The sequence below is a fragment of the Mesorhizobium sp. P2_F7 genome (genome assembly GCF_056403695.1).
The window spans coordinates 99,060-117,066 of sequence record NZ_JBFUFA010000002.1 but is presented as its reverse complement, the minus strand read 5'-3'; the positions used below and the strand labels follow the sequence as shown (position 1 = coordinate 117,066).

Annotated in this window: 17 protein-coding genes; 10 read left to right on the top strand and 7 right to left on the bottom strand. The window is 63.9% G+C overall.

What is annotated here, in order from left to right; all coding sequences use genetic code 11:
• Positions 1 to 20: 20 nt before the first annotated feature.
• The 4 genes from AC1DZ8_RS05860 to tesB form a co-directional block, all read right to left on the bottom strand.
• Positions 21 to 197 carry a hypothetical protein gene (locus AC1DZ8_RS05860; RefSeq protein WP_477307926.1) on the bottom strand — a complete coding sequence of 59 codons (177 nt, stop codon included), beginning with the start codon at positions 195 to 197 and terminating at the stop codon, positions 21 to 23.
• Positions 198 to 579: 382 nt separating this feature from the next.
• Positions 580 to 1,938 (bottom strand): ammonium transporter, encoded by a 1,359-nt coding sequence (locus AC1DZ8_RS05855; protein WP_477307924.1) that lies wholly within the window; start codon positions 1,936 to 1,938, stop codon positions 580 to 582.
• Positions 1,939 to 1,969: 31 nt separating this feature from the next.
• On the bottom strand, positions 1,970 to 2,308 hold the full coding sequence (locus tag AC1DZ8_RS05850) for a P-II family nitrogen regulator (RefSeq protein ID WP_023670499.1): 339 nt from the start codon (positions 2,306 to 2,308) through the stop codon (positions 1,970 to 1,972).
• A 218-nt stretch (positions 2,309 to 2,526) separates the two neighbouring features.
• A complete protein-coding gene (gene tesB / locus AC1DZ8_RS05845) occupies positions 2,527 to 3,402 on the bottom strand; it encodes an acyl-CoA thioesterase II (RefSeq protein ID WP_477307922.1) in 876 nt (291 codons plus the stop codon).
• 114 nt (positions 3,403 to 3,516) lie between these two features.
• Here tesB and AC1DZ8_RS05840 point away from each other — a divergent pair, with 114 nt between their 5' ends.
• Complete coding sequence (locus AC1DZ8_RS05840) at positions 3,517 to 4,773, top strand: ubiquinone biosynthesis hydroxylase (protein ID WP_477307920.1); 1,257 nt, start codon at positions 3,517 to 3,519, stop codon at positions 4,771 to 4,773.
• Positions 4,774 to 5,037: 264 nt separating this feature from the next.
• On the opposite strand, the gene AC1DZ8_RS05835 is transcribed toward AC1DZ8_RS05840, so the two are convergent.
• Complete coding sequence (locus AC1DZ8_RS05835; protein ID WP_477307918.1) at positions 5,038 to 5,568, bottom strand: hypothetical protein; 531 nt, start codon at positions 5,566 to 5,568, stop codon at positions 5,038 to 5,040.
• Between the two features lie 361 nt (positions 5,569 to 5,929).
• Here AC1DZ8_RS05835 and AC1DZ8_RS05830 point away from each other — a divergent pair, with 361 nt between their 5' ends.
• From AC1DZ8_RS05830 to AC1DZ8_RS05790, 9 genes are all read left to right on the top strand, one after another.
• Entirely contained in the window at positions 5,930 to 6,949 is a 1,020-nt protein-coding gene (locus AC1DZ8_RS05830) for a substrate-binding domain-containing protein (RefSeq protein ID WP_477288562.1), read from the top strand.
• Between the two features lie 69 nt (positions 6,950 to 7,018).
• Positions 7,019 to 8,545: a sugar ABC transporter ATP-binding protein gene (locus AC1DZ8_RS05825; RefSeq protein WP_477400473.1), complete on the top strand. Its 1,527-nt coding sequence runs from the start codon at positions 7,019 to 7,021 to the stop codon at positions 8,543 to 8,545.
• Positions 8,546 to 8,562: 17 nt separating this feature from the next.
• Positions 8,563 to 9,549, top strand: coding sequence for an ABC transporter permease (locus AC1DZ8_RS05820; RefSeq protein WP_477308043.1), 987 nt, complete (start codon positions 8,563 to 8,565; stop codon positions 9,547 to 9,549).
• 1 nt (position 9,550) lies between these two features.
• Positions 9,551 to 10,531, top strand: a complete 981-nt coding sequence (locus tag AC1DZ8_RS05815) for a sugar-binding transcriptional regulator (protein WP_477400471.1) — start codon at positions 9,551 to 9,553, stop codon at positions 10,529 to 10,531.
• Positions 10,521 to 11,516: an aldo/keto reductase gene (locus AC1DZ8_RS05810; RefSeq protein ID WP_477307912.1), complete on the top strand. Its 996-nt coding sequence runs from the start codon at positions 10,521 to 10,523 to the stop codon at positions 11,514 to 11,516. The genes AC1DZ8_RS05815 and AC1DZ8_RS05810 overlap by 11 nt, the downstream gene beginning before the upstream one ends.
• A 77-nt stretch (positions 11,517 to 11,593) precedes the next feature.
• Complete coding sequence (locus AC1DZ8_RS05805) at positions 11,594 to 13,402, top strand: glycerol-3-phosphate dehydrogenase/oxidase (RefSeq protein ID WP_477400469.1); 1,809 nt, start codon at positions 11,594 to 11,596, stop codon at positions 13,400 to 13,402.
• Complete coding sequence (locus tag AC1DZ8_RS05800) at positions 13,314 to 14,156, top strand: class I fructose-bisphosphate aldolase (protein WP_477307908.1); 843 nt, start codon at positions 13,314 to 13,316, stop codon at positions 14,154 to 14,156. Before AC1DZ8_RS05805 ends, AC1DZ8_RS05800 begins: the two co-directional genes overlap by 89 nt.
• Positions 14,149 to 15,687, top strand: coding sequence for an FGGY-family carbohydrate kinase (locus AC1DZ8_RS05795; protein WP_477400467.1), 1,539 nt, complete (start codon positions 14,149 to 14,151; stop codon positions 15,685 to 15,687). Before AC1DZ8_RS05800 ends, AC1DZ8_RS05795 begins: the two co-directional genes overlap by 8 nt.
• Positions 15,684 to 17,288: a GMC family oxidoreductase gene (locus AC1DZ8_RS05790; protein ID WP_477307904.1), complete on the top strand. Its 1,605-nt coding sequence runs from the start codon at positions 15,684 to 15,686 to the stop codon at positions 17,286 to 17,288. Before AC1DZ8_RS05795 ends, AC1DZ8_RS05790 begins: the two co-directional genes overlap by 4 nt.
• Positions 17,289 to 17,323: 35 nt before the next feature.
• Here the strand turns inward: AC1DZ8_RS05790 and AC1DZ8_RS05785 are convergent, their stop codons facing one another.
• Positions 17,324 to 17,680 (bottom strand): YciI family protein, encoded by a 357-nt coding sequence (locus AC1DZ8_RS05785; RefSeq protein ID WP_112560051.1) that lies wholly within the window; start codon positions 17,678 to 17,680, stop codon positions 17,324 to 17,326.
• Positions 17,677 to 17,892, bottom strand: coding sequence for a hypothetical protein (locus AC1DZ8_RS05780; RefSeq protein WP_477307901.1), 216 nt, complete (start codon positions 17,890 to 17,892; stop codon positions 17,677 to 17,679). The genes AC1DZ8_RS05785 and AC1DZ8_RS05780 overlap by 4 nt, the downstream gene beginning before the upstream one ends.
• Positions 17,893 to 18,007: the final 115 nt, after the last annotated feature.

The following is an 18,007-nucleotide window of genomic DNA, read 5'->3' as shown; positions in this document are numbered from 1 at the left end:
CGCACCACGGCCATTTCGACTCATGCCTGCTGCGACAAGGGAATGCCGGCGGTCACACGGGACAATTTTTCGCGCTTTGACAGCGTCGGCTTTTCATAGGTTTTTTTCACGATGAGCTTCCTCTTGGAGCGAGTACCCGGCGACCTGCCGCCCTGCACTTTGATCTCCCGCATGGGGAGAGCTGTAATGACAATCAATCTGCAGCTTCTGCGCCTGTTCCAAGAGGCCGGCGCGAGCCGAAGGTTACTCTATCGGCACCGACGCCATCGCGATGACACGGGACAGTTTCTCGCGCTTTGTCAGCGTCGGCTTTTCGTAGATTTTTTTCATGCGGGCTTCCCGTTCGAACAAAGTCGCGGGTCTGGGTGCCACACCCATCGGGCGCTTTCATCCCCCGCGCGGGGGATGCGCACGACAATGGTGAGCCCCGGTTCGCCGGAACAGTTTGCAAAAAAGAGAGGCCCGGAATGACCCGGGCCTCAATGCGTGAGCCCTTTTCGGGAGCGTCACGACGGGATTCTGAAGCAAATTGGGGGACCGGCGGGAGGAGGGTTCCGCCGGTCCCGTTGGCAGGTGGCCTTACGGAACCACTTCGCCATGCTGAGTGACGTCGAGACCTTCGACCTCTTCCTGGGTGCTCGGCCGCAGGCCGACCAGCGCCTTGACGATGTAGAGAATCACGAAGGTGGCGACCGCCGTCCACACGATGGTGACGGCAACGCCGTAGACCTGCTTGCCGAGCGATGCGCCCGACGACAGGCTGTTGATTGCCGGATCGGCGAGCACGCCGGTGAGCAGGGCGCCGATGATACCGCCGATGCCATGCACGCCGAAGGCATCGAGCGAGTCGTCATAGCCGAACATGTGCTTCACCTTGACCGCCGAGATGTAGCAGAGCACGCCGGCGACGATGCCGACGATGAAGGCGCCAGTCGGGTTGACGAAACCGGAAGCCGGCGTCACCGCGACGAGGCCGGCAACCGCACCCGAGATAATGCCGAGCACGGAAGGCTTCTTGGCGACAATCCATTCGGCAAACATCCAGGCCAGCGCCGCCGCGGCGGTGGCAACCTGGGTGTTGAGCATGGCAGCACCGGCAAGGCCGTCAGCCGCCAGTTCCGAACCGGCGTTGAAGCCGAACCAGCCGACCCACAGCAGCGAAGCGCCGATCACCGAGTAGACCAGGTTGTGCGGCGCCATGTTGACGGTTCCGTAGCCTTCGCGCTTGCCGAGAACGAGCGCGCAGACCAGGCCCGCGACACCGGCGTTGATGTGGACGACCGTGCCGCCGGCGAAGTCGAGAACGCCAGCCGTACCGAGGAAGCCGCCACCCCAGACCCAATGCGCAACCGGCACGTAGACGACCAGCAGCCACAGCGCCATGAAGATCAGCAGCGCCGAGAATTTCATGCGTTCGGCGAAGGCGCCGGCAATCAGCGCCGGCGTGATGATGGCGAAGGTCATCTGGAACATCGAGAAGACGAACTCGGGAATGTTCGCCACGCCAGGCAACCACAGCGACGAGGTGGTGATGCCATGGTGGAAGAATTTCGAGGCGCCGCCGATGAAGCTGTTCACGCTGGCGGAATCATTGGTGGAGAAGGCCAGCGAATAGCCGAACATGAACCACAGGATCGTCACCAGGCAGGTGATGGCGAAGCTCTGCATGATCGTGGCGAGCACGTTCTTCTTGCGCACCATGCCGCCGTAGAACAGGGCGAGGCCCGGAATGGTCATCATCAGCACCAGCGCTGTCGAAGTCAGCATCCAGGCGGTGTTGCCGGTATCGAGCACGGGCGTCGGTGCCGCCGGGGCGGCAGCCGCGGCCGCGGGGGCTGCTTCCTGCGCGAAGGCGGCGACGCTGCCCAATGCTGCGAGAGCGAGCGAGCCGAGTGCGGCCGCGCGTCCCGTCGTCTTCAAGGTGGAAGGAATATTCATTGAACTCTCCATTGGAATACGTGTTCGCCGCTCAGAGCGCGTCGGTGTCTGTTTCGCCGGTACGAATGCGCACCGCCTGATCGATGCCGAAGACGAAGATCTTGCCGTCGCCGATCTGCCCGGTCTTGGCTGCCGCCGTGATGGCTTCGACGGCCTTGTCGACCAGGTCGGTGCTGACCGCGACTTCGATCTTGATTTTCGGCAGGAAACTGACCGCGTATTCCGCTCCGCGATAGATTTCCGTATGTCCCTTCTGACGCCCGTAGCCTTTGACTTCGGTGACGGTCAGGCCCTGGATGCCGACGGCGGTGAGCGCTTCGCGCACCTCGTCGAGCTTGAACGGCTTGATGATTGCCATCACGATTTTCATAAGGTTTCACCCTTTGCTGTTGCGGTCCCCCGCGTTTGCACACCTTCACCGATCCCAAAGAGCCCGGAGAGTGCCCAACAGGATTCAAGCTCCGTGCCAGTTGCCGAAGCAGCGTGTTAACTCATTGTAAACAAACGGATTGCTCGGGGCACGACAGCACAGCGCGCACTGTCATCGGACAGTCACTGATTAAAAAATAGGCAATTTTCAGAAAATGCCTATTCGGCAGGCGGGCGCTTCAGGCGAATCAGACCTTCCTGGGCAACCGAGGCGATCAGCGTGCCGTCGCGGGCAAACAGCGAGCCGCGGGTGAACCCGCGCGACCCTTGCGTCGACGGGCTGTCCTGCGTGTACAGGATCCAGTCGTCGAGCGGATGGCTGCGGTGAAACCACATGGCGTGGTCGAGGCTTGCCGCCTGGATGTCGCGGTCGAAAATGGCGCGGCCGTGCGCAAAAGTCGAGGTGTCGAGCAGGGTCATGTCGGAGAGGTAGGCAAGCACTGCCGCCTGGATGCCGCGGTCGGCCGGCACCGGGCCGGTGGTGCGAATCCAGATGTTCTGCTGCGGCTCCAGCTTTTCGCGGCTGGTGTAGTGCTTGAGCATCACCGGCTTCATCTCGATGGGCCGGTCGCGCTCCCAGTAGCGCTTGATGCCCTCCGGCACCGCTTCGCCGAATTTGCCCAGCAATTCGCGCTGCGACAACAGGCTGTCGGGCGCCGGCACGTCGCGCGGCATCGGCAGCTGGTGTTCGAGACCGACCTCGTCCTGCTGGAACGAGGCCTCCAGCGAGAAGATCGCCTGGCCGTGCTGGATCGCCACCACGCGCCGCGTGGTGAAGGAGCCGCCATCGCGGATGCGGTCGACCTCGTAGACGATCGGCACCTTGGTATCGCCCGGCCGCATGAAATAGCCATGCAGCGAATGCACATGACGCTCGGGCTCGACCGTGCGCTGCGCGGCGACCAGCGCCTGGGCGATGGTCTGGCCGCCGAAGACACGCTGCCAGTCGAGCTTGGGGCTGCGACCACGGTACAGATTGTGTTCCAGCTGCTCGAGGTCGAGAATGCTGAGAAGCTCGTCCATGGCCGCCGTCATGCTTCGTGACCTCGCCTTAAAGATGCTATGGCGGTTTCGGACAGGAATGGCGGGCAGTCAAGGCCGCAATGTCCCCGTGGGAACAGGACGGTCATGGCTTCGAAAGGAATTGACATGGCAGACCGCAAGACGGACGCAAAAAAATCGCTCGACGTGCTGGTCGCCGGCGCCGGCTATGTCGGCCTCGCCGCCGCCGTGTCGCTGAAACAGGCACGGCCGAACCTGGCGGTCGCCGTCGTCGATGCAGCCCCTGCCGGCATCTGGCAGAAAGACGGCCGCGCCTCGGCCATCGCCGCCGCCGCTTGCCGCATGCTCGACCAGCTCGGCGTCTGGCAGGAGATCGTCGGTCAGTCGCAGGCCATCACCGAGATGATCGTCACCGATTCGCGCACCGCCGACCCGGTGCGCCCGGTGTTTCTTACGTTCGACGGCGAGGTGGCTCCCGGCGAACCGTTCGCCCACATGGTCGCCAACAGGGATCTGAACGGCGCCTTGCGCCGCCGCGCGCAAAAGCTTGGCATCGATATCATCGAAGGTGTCGCGGTCAGCGCCTTCGACACGAACGGCGCCGGCGTCACCGTGCATCTGGCCGACGGCGCGACGCTCAAAGCGCGGCTGCTTGTCGCCGCCGACGGCGTCAATTCGAAATTGCGCGACATGGCTGGCATCAAGACGGTGAAATGGGAATATGGCCAGTCCGGCATCGTCTGCACGGTGGCGCATGAGCGCCCGCACAATGGCCGCGCCGAGGAGCATTTCCTGCCCGCCGGCCCGTTTGCCACGTTGCCGCTGAAGCCGACCGAGGACGGCACCAACCGGTCATCGCTGGTCTGGGTCGAACGCTCCGAGGATGCCGAGAAACTGGTTTCGGGCGACGACCTCGTCTTCGAGCATGAGCTGGAATTGCGCTTCGGCCTCAAGCTCGGCGAGATCCGCGTCACCGACAAGCCGCGCGCCTGGCCGCTCGGCCTGACCATCGCGCGCGCCTTTGTCGCGCCCCGCATCGCCCTTGCCGGCGACGCCGCCCACGGCATTCACCCGATCGCCGGCCAGGGCCTCAATCTCGGCTTCAAGGATGTTGCAGCATTGGCCGAAGTGGTGGTCGAAGCCGATCGCCTGGGACAGGACATCGGTGCGCTCGACGTGCTCGAGCGCTACCAGCAATGGCGCCGCTTCGACACCGTGCAGATGGGCGTCACCACCGATGTGCTGAACCGGCTGTTTTCCAACGACATCGGCCCGCTGCGCCAAATCCGCGACATCGGCCTCGGGCTGGTTGAGCGCATGCCGCGGCTGAAGGAGTTCTTCATCCGCCAGGCGTCGGGGCTGTCCGGCGACACGCCACGGTTGTTGAAGGGCGAGGCGATCTGATCGCCCGCAATTGGCGGAAGCCTTCCCACTTCGTCATCCTAGGGCGGAGCAAGGAGCGGAGCGACGCGCGCGGACCCTAGGATCCATGCCGTTACGCTAAAGCGTTGCGGCGGTTACAGAATTCTGCTCCGCTGCATCTTTCGATCGAGGTCACGGAATGGATCCTCGGGTCTTCGCGACGCCGCTTCGCGGCTGCTCCGCCCGTGGATGACGAAGCTGGGATGCATCCGCCAATCGCCGAAGCAGGCGGCTGCACCCTGAATTCTAGTTGACCTCGAAGCCCAGCTTCTGCCGCAGCCTTAACATCCGCTGGTCGGTGACCCGAAAACTCTGTTCGCCGCCTTGCGCGACGCGGTTCAGCATCTGCAGCAGATCTTCCCGTTCGTGCGGATCGAGGCGCTCGCGCAGGAAGGGCGCCAGCTTGTCGATGACGATGGTCGTGTCGTCGATCTGCGCCGAGGCCCACTTGGCGTAGACGACGGCCTCGTCGGTCTTCTTCTGGTTCTCGGCGATCTGCGAAATCACCTCGCGGATGACGGTTTCGCGCTTCGGCAGGATCGGACCATGCTCCGCGGCCATGGCGGTGATCAGCGTTGCCGCTGCCACCACCGGATCGTCGATCGCCGTCAGCGGCGACAGCGCGGCCTGCTTGCGCAGCTTCTTGCGACGGATGTTGCCCTGGACGCGCCCGACGACATCGGCGACCTCGCGCGCGGCGTCGTTCATGGCCTTCATGCGGTACCACCAGAACGCCGCCGCTCCCAGCACGCCGAGAAGAGCAATTATGAAAGGCATATCGAATTTCCCCGGAAATTGCGGCGACGATAAGAGAACTCCGACGTTGCTTCAACACGCAAGAATTGCGGCTGGTTAAGAAACAGAGGATTTGCCCTCGGAGCACCTACACCGAGACCGAACATCTTGGTTTCAGGTCGCCGGCCGCAAAGCCAATCAGACGATGCCCCCGGCGATGGATGCCACCGCCCGGATCAATGCGTAGGTCTGCAAGAAATTTCACGACATGATATTTCGTGCATGCTCATTGACATGCAACAAATCCCGGCCTATTCAAACTCGCCAGAGATTTCATATGATGAAATTTCTTGCAAAAGCTGACGCGACGAGGCTTTCATCGTCGGGGAACCCGGAGGAGAGAATGAACAGGATTGGGCTGGCGGGCGCATTGAGCGCCGCCGTGATGACGCTGACCTTGGCGATGCCAGGTGCTGCGTCGGCAGAGAGCAAGTTTCAGTGCAAGCCGGATGAGACCTATGTGATGAACGTCATGGTCTCCGCGCATCCCTATTGGGTGCCGGTCTATCAGGGCTTCAAGCAGGCGGCGGCGGCGATGGGCTGCAAAACAGTGTTTTCGGGCACGCCGGACTATGACATCGCCAAGCAGATTGCGTCCTTTGAGCAGGATCTGATCAAGAAGCCGGCCGGCGTGCTGCTGCACCCGATGCAGGCCGATCCGTTCATCGAGCCGATCGACCGCGCCATCGAGAACGGCACCACGGTCGTCACCTTCGCCGCCGACTCGCCGAAGTCGAAGCGCGTGTCCTACATCACCTCGGACAATCTGGCGGAAGCCAAATTCGCTGCCGAGGAGATCGTCAAGCAGGTCGGCGACGATGCCGAGTATGGCGTGCTGGAGAACCCCGGCCAGAGCAACCACGATCTGCGCGTCACCGCCTTCATCGACTATCTCGCCAAGAACTATCCGAAGATGAAGCTGGTCGGACGCCAGGCCTCCAACCAGGACGCCAATGTCGCCAACAAGGCGGTGGCCTCGATGCTGCAGGCCAACCCGAACCTCAAGGCGCTGTGGATCCCGGAAGCCGGCTCGGCCGAAGGTGCGGTCGCTGCCGTTCTCGAAGCCAAGGCCAAGGTGCTGATCATGCATGCCGACATCACGCCGGCGACGCTGGAGCAGATCAAGGCCGGCAACATCCACATGGCGTTGAGCCCCAACCAGGGCATGCAGGGCTATCTCGGCTTCGTCGCCACCTTCATGGCGGCGCATCCGGAACTGATCGACCCGTTCAACGACTACAAGGCGTCGGGCTACAATCCGATGCGCATTCCCTTCGCCGATAACGGCTTTGCCGTCATCACCAAGGAGAATGCCGACTCGTTCGACCTGAACAAGTACATGCAAGGCCGCGATCCCAGCTGATCGCGTCCATCAGGCAATCGCGCCATCCGGCGCGGTTGCCTCACCCTCCCTGAGCAGGCGAGCACCGCAGTGGAAACCCCGGCCCTTCTCACAATATCCGGCCTCAGCAAATCGTTCGGTCCCGTCCGGGCGTTGCGCGATGTGTCCTTCGAGCTGCGCTCCGGCGAGATTCACGCCATTGCCGGCGAGAACGGCGCCGGCAAGTCGACGCTGATGAAAGTGATCGACGGCATCCTGCCGCCCGACAGTGGTGACATCCAGGTCGACGGCCGCTCTGTCTCCATCCCCTCGCCGCTGGCGGCGCAAAAACTCGGCATCGGCTTCGTGCATCAGGAAATCGCGCTCTGCCCCGATGTCTCGGTGGCGGAAAACATTTTCATGTCGATCACCAACGCCAGCAAGGCGTTGCTGATGAACTACCGCGACCTTGAGAAACGCGCGGCAGCCATCCTGGCGCGGCTTGGCAATATCGATCCGACCGCGATGGTGCGTAGCCTGTCGATTTCCCAGCAGCAGTTGGTTGAGATCGCCAAGGCGCTGACGCTCGATTGCCGCATCCTCATCTTCGACGAACCGACGGCGGCGCTGACCGAGCGCGAGGCCAAGAAACTGTTCGAGATCATTCACCAGCTTGCCGGCGAAGGCATCGGCATCATCTACATCTCGCACCGCATGGCCGAGATCTTCGACAATTGCGACCGCGTTACCGTGCTGCGCGACGGCCAGTACATCACCACGCTCGACATACCAGCGACAACGCCCGAACAGGTGGTGGCGTCCATGGTCGGCCGCGTCATCGACAGCCTCTATCCCGAGAAGCTGCGTGACGACGAACGGTCCGAGGAGATCCTGCTCGAGGTTGCCAACCTCTGCGAGGCTACCACCTTCCGCGACATCAGCTTCAAGCTGCGCAAGGGCGAGATCCTCGGCATTGGCGGCCTGATCGGCGCCGGCCGCAGCGAGATTGTCAAAGGCATTTGCCGGCTGGAAGGTCAGGTGACCGGCGATGTCAGCCTGCATGGCAAACCGCTGTCGCTGACCCATTATGGCGACAGCATCGCTGCAGGGATCGTCTACCTCTCCGAAGACCGCAAGGGTGACGGGCTGTTCCTCGACATGTCGATCGCAGCCAACATCTCGGCGCTGGCAGTCGACCGGATTTCGACGCGCTTCGGCCTCATCAACGATCGGCGCGAGAAGGAGCAGGCGGAGACGATCGGCAGGCAGCTGTCGCTGAAATGCGGCCATGTCGGCCAGCCGGTCTCGACGCTGTCGGGCGGCAACCAGCAGAAGGTGGCGATCGCCAAAATGCTGTCGGTCGACCCGAAGGTGATCTTCCTCGACGAGCCGACGCGCGGCGTCGATGTCGGCGCCAAGGCCGAGATCCACCGCATCCTGCGCAAGCTGGCGCGTGACGGCGTCGGCATCGTCGTCATCTCTTCCGAGCTGCCGGAACTGATCGGCGTCTGCGACCGCGTGCTGATCGTGCGCGAGGGACGCATCACCGGCGAGGTCTCCGGAGCGGAGATGACCGAAGAAAACATCATGGTCCTGGCATCGCTTGCCGATGAAGGCCGGGAACGGAGCGCCGCATGAGCATCGTGGGGGAAAGCATGGACAGCGCGACGCAGCCGGCCCGGATCAGCGTCGGCGAAAGGCTTGGCGGCCTGATCAGGATGCGCGAGACCGGCCTGATCCTCATCATCGCCGTGCTGTTCGTCGTTATGTCGTTCGCTTCGCCTTATTTCCTGACCTGGGACAATATGCGGGCGATGGCGATGGCCTTCGCGGTCGAAGGCATCGTCGTCGTCGGCATGACGATCCTGCTGATCTCCGGCGGCATCGACCTTTCTGTCGGTTCGGTCACCGCACTCGCCATGGTGATCGCCGGTCTGCTCTTCCTCGGCGGTGTCGACCCGTGGCTGGCATCGCTGGTTGCGATCGCAGCCTGCGCCGGCATCGGCGCCTTCATGGGTTTCTTCGTCACCAAGGTGGGCCTGCACCACTTCATCGTCTCGCTGGCGGTGATGGTGATTGCACGCGGCCTCTGCCTGCTCGGCACAGGCGGCCGCCCGCTCGGGCTCTATACCCTGCCGCCCGAATTCAAATTCATCGGTCAGGGCGCCATTGGCGGCATTCCCGTCGTCATCATCATCTTCATCGTCTTCACCGTCCTGTCCGACTTCTTGCTGCGCCGCACGACGATGTTCCGCAAAGTCTTCTACACCGGCAGCAATGAGAAGGCGGCCGCCTATTCCGGCATCCGCACCAAGAAGGTCGTGTTCCTGACGACGACGCTCTGCTCGACCCTCTGCGGCTTTGCCGGCATCATCTACATGGCCCGCTTCGGCTCCGCCCAGCCGACCTTCGGCGCCGGCATGGAGCTCAACGTCATCGCCGCAGCCGTCATCGGCGGTGCCAGCCTGACCGGCGGCTCCGGCACCATTCTCGGCGCCATTCTCGGCACCATCCTGCTCTCGGTCGTTTCAAGCTCGCTCGCTTTGCTCGACGTGTCCGTCTATTGGCAGGACATCATCCGCGGGTCCATTCTGCTGACGGCGGTCACCGCCGATTACTACTTCAACAAGCGGCGGGGTTGAGATGGCCGACGGCAGGGAAGATTTCGAGGCGATCCGGCAGATCCACACCGTGCTGGTGCTGCACTTCGTCGACGGCATGAAGCAGAACGACATTGCCTCGGCGCTCAACCTGTCGGCGTCCAAGGTCAATCGCCTGATCGCCCAGGGCCGCAAGCTCGGCATGCTGAGGATCGCGGTCGAGAGCCCGTTCCAGCGCCTGGTCGACATCGAAAAGCAACTGATTGAGGTCGCCCAACTGGCCGGCGCGATCGTGACGCCGACCGTGGCCGGCAGTCCCGACAGCACGCTGCAGCAGGTGGGGCGCGCGGCGGCCAACCAGCTGCTCGAAACCTTGCGCGACGGCGACGTCATTGCCATCACCGGCGGCAAAGCGATCAGCGCCCTGGTCGAAAACCTGCAGCCGGAGCGCGCGTTCGACGTCACCGTCGTGCCGCTGACCGGCGGCGTCCAGGGCAAGCACTATACCGACGTCAACCATCTGGCGACGCGGCTCGCCGAACGGCTCGGCGGCTCCAGCATGCTCTTGCATGCACCGCTGTTCGCCGAAAGCCGCGAGCAGCGCGATCTGCTGCTGGACATGGCTTCGGTGCGCGAGATCTTCGACCTGGCCCGCAAGGCGGCGATCGCACTCGTCGGCGTCGGGTCGATCCAGGCGCCGGGCTCGAGCTACTACGACCTCCACCCGGGCCTCGATCCCGACCGCGAAAAACTCGCCGCCAGCGGTGCGGTCGGCGAATTCCTTGCGCATCTGATCCGCGACGACGGCACGCTTGCCGACTACCCGCCCAACGACCGCCTGGTGGCGCTGGCGCCTTCGGAACTCGGCCGCTGCCGGTCGGTGATGGGCGTGGCCAGTGGCGCCGAAAAAGTCTGGCCGATCCGCGCCGCGCTGCGCGGAAACTATCTCAAATCACTGGTCGTCGACGAAGAGACGGCCAACGCAGTCCTGAACAACGCGGAGAGCATACGCAATGTCGCCTGAAATGTTGACGCGCACCATTGGCGCGTCGGGAATCTCCGCCTCCGCGATTGGCCTCGGCACCTGGGCCATAGGCGGCTGGATGTGGGGCGGCACCGACGAGGCGCAGTCCATCGACACCATCCGCGCCTCGATCGACGAAGGCGTTTCGCTGATCGACACCGCACCGGCCTATGGCCAGGGGCTGTCGGAGGAGATCGTCGGCAAGGCGCTCAAGGGCCGTCGCGACAAGGTCGTGCTCGCCACCAAGCTTGGCCTGGTCTGGCACACGAAAAAGGGCAACCACTTCTTCGACTATGATGGCGCGCCCGTGCATCGCTATCTCGGCGCCGATTCGGTGGTCTATGAAGTCGAGCAGAGCCTGCGCCGTCTCGGCACCGACCATATCGACCTTTACATCACCCACTGGCAGGATCCGACGACGCCGGTTGCCGAGACCATGGAAGCGCTCGACCGCCTGAAAACCCAGGGCAAGATCCGCTCCATCGGCGCCAGCAATGTCAGCATCAGTGATGTGGAGGCCTATCTCGCTGCCGGCCAGCTCGACGCCGTCCAGCAGGAATACAGCATGGTTGCGCGTGAGATAGAACAAGACCTCTTGCCGTTCTGCGCGGCCAACAATGTCTCCGTGCTCAGCTATTCCTCGCTGGCGCTCGGTCTTCTCTCCGGCAAGATCGGTCCGGACCGCGTCTTTACCGGCGACGACCAGCGCAAGGACAATCCGCGCTTCTCGCTGGCTAACCGCCGCAAGGTGGCGGCGTTGATGGAAGCGATCCGGCCGATCGCCGAGGCGCACGGCGCCAGCGAGGCGCAGGTGGTCATCGCCTGGACGCTGCAGCAGCCGGGCATCACCTTTTCGCTCTGCGGCGCCCGCAGCCCGCAACAAGCCCGGGAAAATGCGCAAGCCGGCCGCATCAGATTGTCCGGCGAAGAGGTGAACCAGATCAGCGAGGCCGCCAGCCGTCATCTGACCGATCTCGCCGCCTGACGCCATCCATACCCGAAACCAAGTTGAGCTGCCGTCCACCGGACGGCAGAACGGCCCAACCTTGCCCCGGCAAAACCATGCCTGACCAGAGAACCGTCATTCTCGACACGATCCGCCGCAACGGCGCGTTCGACGTCGTCGTCGTGGGCGGCGGCATCAACGGCATCGGCGTGTTCCGCGAACTGGCGCTGCAGGGCCTCAGGGTACTGCTGGTCGAGCGCAATGATTTCTGCTCGGGCTGCAGCGCCGCCCCCTCGCGCATGATCCATGGCGGCCTGCGCTATCTCGAAAATGGCGAGTTCGGCCTAGTGCAGGAATCGCTGCGCGAGCGCGACGCGCTGCTGGCCAATGCGCCGCATATGGTGCGGCCGCTGCCGACGACAATTCCGATCCGCTCCGTCTTTTCCGGGCTGATGAATGGCGCGGCCGGTTTTCTCGGGCTTTCGGAAACCCCTTCCAGCCGTGGTGCGCTGGCGATCAAGGCGGGGCTCGCGCTCTACGACTGGACGACGCGCAAGCGCCGGGTGCTGCCGCGCCACAATTTCCGCGGCGCCAAAGCGACACTCGCGCAATGGCCGGCGCTCGACCCGAAACTGCGCTTTTCCGCCACCTATTACGACGCCTGGATCAGCTACCCCGAACGGCTCGGCATCGAACTGCTGCGCGACACCGCACGCCTGGCGTCCGACTGCCTGGCGCTCAACCGCGCCGAGATCGCGCGCGTCGGGTCGGCCTTCGAGCTCACCGATACGGCGGGTGGGGAACGCTTCACCGTGACTACCAAGGCAATCGTCAACGCGACGGGCGCATGGCTGGATTCGGCGATCGCCCGGCTCGACGCATCGGAAAAGCCGGCGGCGCCGCTGGTCGAGGGCACCAAGGGCTCGCATCTCATCCTCGACAATGAGCCGCTCTACCGGGCGCTCGGCGGTCACATGATCTTCTTCGAGAATGCCGACGGCCGCGTCTGCATCATGTTCCCCTATCTCGGCAAGGCGCTGGTCGGCTCCACGGATATCCGCGTCAGCGAGGCCGGGCGTGTGCGCTGCGAGCCCGAGGAGACCGACTACATATTGGCGGCGGCGCGCCTGGTTTTTCCCTCCATTCCGGTCCGGGCCGCCGATGTCGTCTTCACCTATAGCGGCATCCGGCCATTGCCGAAGAGCGACCATGCCTTCACAGGCCGGATCTCGCGCGGCCATTCCGTGCATCGCATTGGCGGCGACATCCCGCAATTCTGCATGATCGGCGGCAAGTGGACGACCTTCCGCGCCTTCGCCGAACAGGCCGCCGATGAAGTGCTGGCCGAGCTTGGCCGCGAACGCCTTAGTGGCACACTCACCCTGCCCATCGGCGGTGGCCTCGGCTTTCCCGCAGACCCGGCGTCGCTGGCGGCCGAGCTGGCGGGGGAGTTTGCTATCAGCAGCGAGCGCGCCACCTATCTCGTCGATCGCTACGGCAGCGGCGCGCGCGACATCATCCTGTTCTGTCTCGGGCGTCCCGACGATACCAGGCTCGACGGCAGGACCGAAACCACGGCGGCCGAGATCGTCTACCTCATCAGGCATGAGTTCGTGACCAGCCTGTCGGACCTTGTGCTGCGCCGGACATCGCTCGCCATTGCCGGCGACATCTCGATGGGTTCAATCGAACGCATTGCCGATGCACTAGCCAGCGAACGCGGCTGGAGTCGCAGCTACCGCGACGACGAGGTAAAAAATCTCATTGCCGAACTCGACACCTATCACGGCGTCTCGCCAGAGATGCTCGACCAACGCACGATCTCAGGAGCAGAAGATGAAAGTCAGCGCCAAAGCCCGGATGAACCGGATGTTCACCAACGGCAATTGCCTCGACGTGGCGCTCGATCACGGCGTGTGCAATGAGCCGGGTTTCCTCGTCGGGCTGGAGGACATGCCCAGGGTCATCGACACGCTGATCGCGGCCGGCCCCGACGCGCTGCAGCTCGCCTATGGCCAGGCCGACCTGCTGCAATCGCGGCCCGACAAGGACAAGCCGGCGCTGGTCATGCGCATCGACATGGGCAATCCCTACAATGCTGAGCGCCACCGCGTGATGTGGTCGATGTTGCAGAACCATGACGAGCCGATCATCGGCGCGCTGGAAATGGATGCCGCCTGCGTCGTCGTGAACCTGTTCATGCTGCCCGACGAGCCGGAGCTGTTTCGCCAATGCGTCGAAAACATCAGCAAGGTCCGCGCTGCCTGCCACCGCTACGGCATGCCCTTGATGATCGAGCCGCTGGTCATGCTGCCCAACGACGTGCGCGGTGGCTACCAGGTCGATGGCGACGCCGAGAAGATCGTGACCCTGGTGCGGCTCGCCGCCGAAATGGGCGCCGACATCATCAAGGCCGACCCGACTGACCGGCCGGAGGATTTCCACCGCGTCGTCGAGGCAGCGCGCGTGCCGGTCCTGGTTCGTGGCGGCGGCAAGGACGACCTGAAGACGGTGCTGGCAAAATCGTCGGCTCTGCTCAGACAAGGCGCCAAAGGGCTGGTCTATGGCCGCAACATCTATCAGCATGCCAACCCGAAGGCGGTGGTCAACGCGCTGATGGCGATGATCCACAACGACGCCGGCGGCGAAGAGGCCTGGGACATCTACAACAATGGCTGATCAAGCCGTCTATCTGCTCGGTCTCGACGCCGGCAACACCATCATCAAGGCGGTACTGTTCGATCGTGCCGGGCGGCAGCTCGCCATGCATGCCGTCGCCGGCCGCTCGCACACACCGCAGCCCGGCTATGTCGAGCGCGACCTCGGCGATATGTGGGCCGATGCGCGAGACGCCATCAGCGCCTGCATTGCGCAGGCCGGCATCGATGCGCGCGAAATCGCCGCCATCGGCTGCGCCGGCCACGGCAACGGCCTCTATCTGGTCGACCGCGCCGGCACGCCGCTGATCGGCATCCAGTCGCTCGATACCCGCGCCGCCGGTATGGCGGCGACGCTGGCGTCGCGCAACGCCGAAGCACTGCACGCCATTTGCCTGCAAAAGCCATGGCCGGCACAGACGCCGACCTTGCTGGCCTGGGTCAAGCAGCATGCCCCCGACCTCTACGCCGCAACCGGTACAGCGATGCTGTGCAAGGATTTCATCACCTACCGCCTGACCGGCGAGCGGGTGAGCGATGTCTCCGACATGTCGGGCTGCGGCCTGGTCCGCATGCCCGAAGGCATCTACGATCCCGAACTTCTCGCGCTCTACGGCATAGCGGATGCGCAGGCAAAACTGCCGCGATTGTTGGACAGCGCCGACATCGCCGGTGCGGTCACCGCGCAGGCGGCTGCCGAGACCGGACTGGCGCAAGGCACGCCGGTCATCGCTGGCTATTTCGACGTCGTCGCCAGCGCCATGGGCGCCGGCGTCGTTCGCCCTGGCAAAGCCTCGATCATTGCCGGCACCTGGTCGGTCAATCAGGTGTTCTCCACCACGCCGGTTGTCGACCCCAGCGTTTTCATGGTGGCGCGTTTCGGACCAGGCCGCTTCGTCAACATCGAATCCAGCGCGACATCGGCCGCCAATCTCGAATGGTATGTGCGCGAATTCGTCGAGCGGGGCGCCCATCATGACGACCCGTTCGGCCACTGCAACGCAGCGGTCGGTGCGGTGACGCCGGCCTGGGACGATCCGATTTTCCACCCGTTTCTCTACGGCTCAGGACAAGGCGCGGAATTCCGCGCCGGCTTCTACGGCCTCGCCGGCTGGCACAAGGAAGGCCATCTGCTACGCGCGCTGTTCGAGGGCGTGATGTTCGAGCACAGGCGCCACATCGACGTGCTGAAAAACGCCGGCGTCGGCTTCGACAAAGCGGTGCTGTCGGGCGGCGGATCGCGCAGCGAACACTGGCCGCAGATCTTCGCCGACGGGCTTGGCGTGCCGATCACCGTGCCCGAGGCGCGCGAGACCGGCGCGCTTGGCGCGGCGATCGGCGCCGGTGTGGCAGTCGGTCTGTTCGCCAACTATGAGGCCGGCGTCGACGCCATGACCCGGTCAAGCGCCGCCTTCCATCCGAACCCAACCATGCAGGATCATTACAACAGGCGTTATCGCGCCTATTGCGGCCTCGCCGATACGCTGCGATCGTTCTGGGCCGAACAGGCCGCCCAACCGAGTACAACACCGCCGAGTAGAACACCGCAATGACCCAACGGCTCGATGGCCACTACGACTACATCATCGTCGGCGCAGGCACCGCCGGCTGCGTGCTGGCCAACCGCCTGAGCGAAAACCCGGCAACGCGCGTGCTTTTGCTCGAGGCCGGCGGCAGCGACAATTACCACTGGGTGCATATCCCCGTCGGCTATCTCTATTGCATCGGCAATCCGCGCACCGACTGGATGATGAAGACAGCACCCGAAGCCGGCCTGAACGGCCGCTCGCTGGTCTATCCCCGCGGCAAGGTGCTGGGCGGCTGCACCTCGGTCAACGGCATGATCTATATGCGCGGCCAGGCGGCCGACTATGATGGCTGGCGGCAGATGGGCAATGTCGGCTGGGGCTGGGACGACGTGTTGCCCTATTTCCTCAAATCCGAAGACCATCATGGCGGCAAGACCAGGCTGCATGGTTCCGGCGGCGAATGGAAAGTGGCGCGCCAGCGCCTGTCCTGGCCGATCCTCAACACGGTGCAGGAGGCGGCCAAGGAATTCGGCATCATGCCGCGCGAGGACTTTAATGACGGCGACAACGAGGGCTCAGGCTTCTTCGAGGTGAACCAGAGCAGGGGCGTGCGCTGGAACACCGCCAAGGCCTTCCTGCGCCCGGCGTTGCGGCGGCCCAACCTTCGGCTGGTCATCAACGCCCATGTCGAGAAGGTGCTGTTCGCGGGCAAGCGCGCGACCGGCGTCCGCTACCTCCTAGGCGGCGAAACCGTCGAGGCAAAGGCCGGAAGCGAGGTGCTGCTGACCGCCGGCTCGATCAACACTCCAAAACTGCTCGAGCTTTCCGGTGTCGGCCAGCCGGATCGCCTCGCCGAGCTTGGCATCGACGTGGTGCACGCCAGTCCCGATGTCGGCGAGAACCTGCAGGACCATCTGCAGATCCGCACCGTCTACAAAGTGTCATCGGCACTGACGCTCAACACCCTTGCCAACAGCTTGACCGGCAAGGCGCGGATCGCGCTGCAATATGCCTTTGCCCGGTCGGGACCGATGTCGATGGCGCCGAGCCAGTTCGGCATGTTCAGCAAATCCGATCCGTCGATGGCGACGCCGGACCTTGAATATCACGTCCAGCCGCTGTCGACGGACCGGCTTGGCGACCCGCTGCATCCGTTCCCGGCGATCACCATGTCGGTCTGCAATCTGCGGCCCGACAGCGTCGGCTCGGTGCATGCCACGACGCGCGAACTGGCTGAGCAACCGGAGATCCGGTTGAACTACCTGTCCACCGTCCGCGACCGCGAGATTGCGCTGCGCTCGGTGCGCCAGGCGCGCAGCATCATGACCGCCAAGGCGCTTGAAGCCTTCCATCCCCAGGAAATCCTGCCCGGTCTCGGCCACCAGTCCGACGATGATTTGCTGCACCAGATCGGCTCGATCGCAACGACGATCTTCCACCCGGTCGGCACCTGCCGCATGGGCGTCGACGACCGCGCCGTCGTCGGCCCGGACCTGCGCGTGACCGGTGTCGAGGGCCTGCGCGTCATCGACGCCTCGATCATGCCGCGCATCGTCTCCGGCAACACTGCTTCGCCGGTGGTGATGATCGCCGAGAAGGCGGCGGACATGATCCGCCGCGCGTGAGCCTGCCACACGGCCGACGAAGCGTTCCGTCCTTCTTATGACCCCGGCACGTCGTAGATCGCCCGGACCTCGATGGTGCCGATTTCGGCCAGCGGAATCTCGCCGGCGATCTCCAGCGCCGCGTCGAGAGTATCGGCCTCGATCATAACGAACCCAAGCAACTGCTCCTTGGTTTCGGCGAAGGGGCCGTCGGTGATCAGCCGCTTGCCTTGGCGTCGCCGCACCGTCTTCGACGTCTTCACCGATTGCAGCGCCTGCGCGATGATCAGCTTGCCTTGCTGGTCCAATGACCGGTCATAGGCCATCGAATCGGCGTCGAGCTTGGCCAGACGTTGCGGCGTCATGGCGTGGAGATCTTTTTCCTCGCCATAGACCAGACAGACATATTTCATTTCCAGCTCCCTTGCTCGGATGAACCATAGGCGATCACGGTATCATTTGCGCTCATCCCGGCAGCCGCATGGTCGAGAAGGATGACCGCAAGGCCGATGACGGCAATTGCCGCGAGCAGCCGGCCGAAGCCGGAAGGTCGCGAGCAGTCGATCTCTTGCGGCCTCACCCCAGTGCCGGTGCCATTCCAATGGGCAGAAAACAGATTGTTCATGGGTACCTCCATCCGCCACGAGAATCCGTGGCCGCCCGCAGGACGGTCGGCGCCGATGCAAGTCGACATTTTTGCACGCAGATTTTTTTCAAAAAAGAATCGGCGGACTCCGTCG

What these genes read in the sequence shown, in the direction of transcription:
- AC1DZ8_RS05800 (WP_477307908.1), top strand. Translation starts at nt 13,314, where the DNA reads ATGAAAGTCAGCGCCAAAGCCCGGATGAACCGGATGTTCACCAACGGC.
- AC1DZ8_RS05830 (WP_477288562.1), top strand. Translation starts at nt 5,930, where the DNA reads ATGAACAGGATTGGGCTGGCGGGCGCATTGAGCGCCGCCGTGATGACG.
- AC1DZ8_RS05780 (WP_477307901.1), bottom strand. Translation starts at nt 17,892, where the DNA reads ATGAACAATCTGTTTTCTGCCCATTGGAATGGCACCGGCACTGGGGTG.
- AC1DZ8_RS05820 (WP_477308043.1), top strand. Translation starts at nt 8,563, where the DNA reads ATGGACAGCGCGACGCAGCCGGCCCGGATCAGCGTCGGCGAAAGGCTT.
- AC1DZ8_RS05850 (WP_023670499.1), bottom strand. Translation starts at nt 2,308, where the DNA reads ATGAAAATCGTGATGGCAATCATCAAGCCGTTCAAGCTCGACGAGGTG.
- AC1DZ8_RS05795 (WP_477400467.1), top strand. Translation starts at nt 14,149, where the DNA reads ATGGCTGATCAAGCCGTCTATCTGCTCGGTCTCGACGCCGGCAACACC.
- AC1DZ8_RS05785 (WP_112560051.1), bottom strand. Translation starts at nt 17,680, where the DNA reads ATGAAATATGTCTGTCTGGTCTATGGCGAGGAAAAAGATCTCCACGCC.
- tesB (WP_477307922.1), bottom strand. Translation starts at nt 3,402, where the DNA reads ATGACGGCGGCCATGGACGAGCTTCTCAGCATTCTCGACCTCGAGCAG.
- AC1DZ8_RS05835 (WP_477307918.1), bottom strand. Translation starts at nt 5,568, where the DNA reads ATGCCTTTCATAATTGCTCTTCTCGGCGTGCTGGGAGCGGCGGCGTTC.
- AC1DZ8_RS05815 (WP_477400471.1), top strand. Translation starts at nt 9,551, where the DNA reads ATGGCCGACGGCAGGGAAGATTTCGAGGCGATCCGGCAGATCCACACC.
- AC1DZ8_RS05790 (WP_477307904.1), top strand. Translation starts at nt 15,684, where the DNA reads ATGACCCAACGGCTCGATGGCCACTACGACTACATCATCGTCGGCGCA.
- AC1DZ8_RS05805 (WP_477400469.1), top strand. Translation starts at nt 11,594, where the DNA reads ATGCCTGACCAGAGAACCGTCATTCTCGACACGATCCGCCGCAACGGC.
- AC1DZ8_RS05810 (WP_477307912.1), top strand. Translation starts at nt 10,521, where the DNA reads ATGTCGCCTGAAATGTTGACGCGCACCATTGGCGCGTCGGGAATCTCC.
- AC1DZ8_RS05840 (WP_477307920.1), top strand. Translation starts at nt 3,517, where the DNA reads ATGGCAGACCGCAAGACGGACGCAAAAAAATCGCTCGACGTGCTGGTC.
- AC1DZ8_RS05855 (WP_477307924.1), bottom strand. Translation starts at nt 1,938, where the DNA reads ATGAATATTCCTTCCACCTTGAAGACGACGGGACGCGCGGCCGCACTC.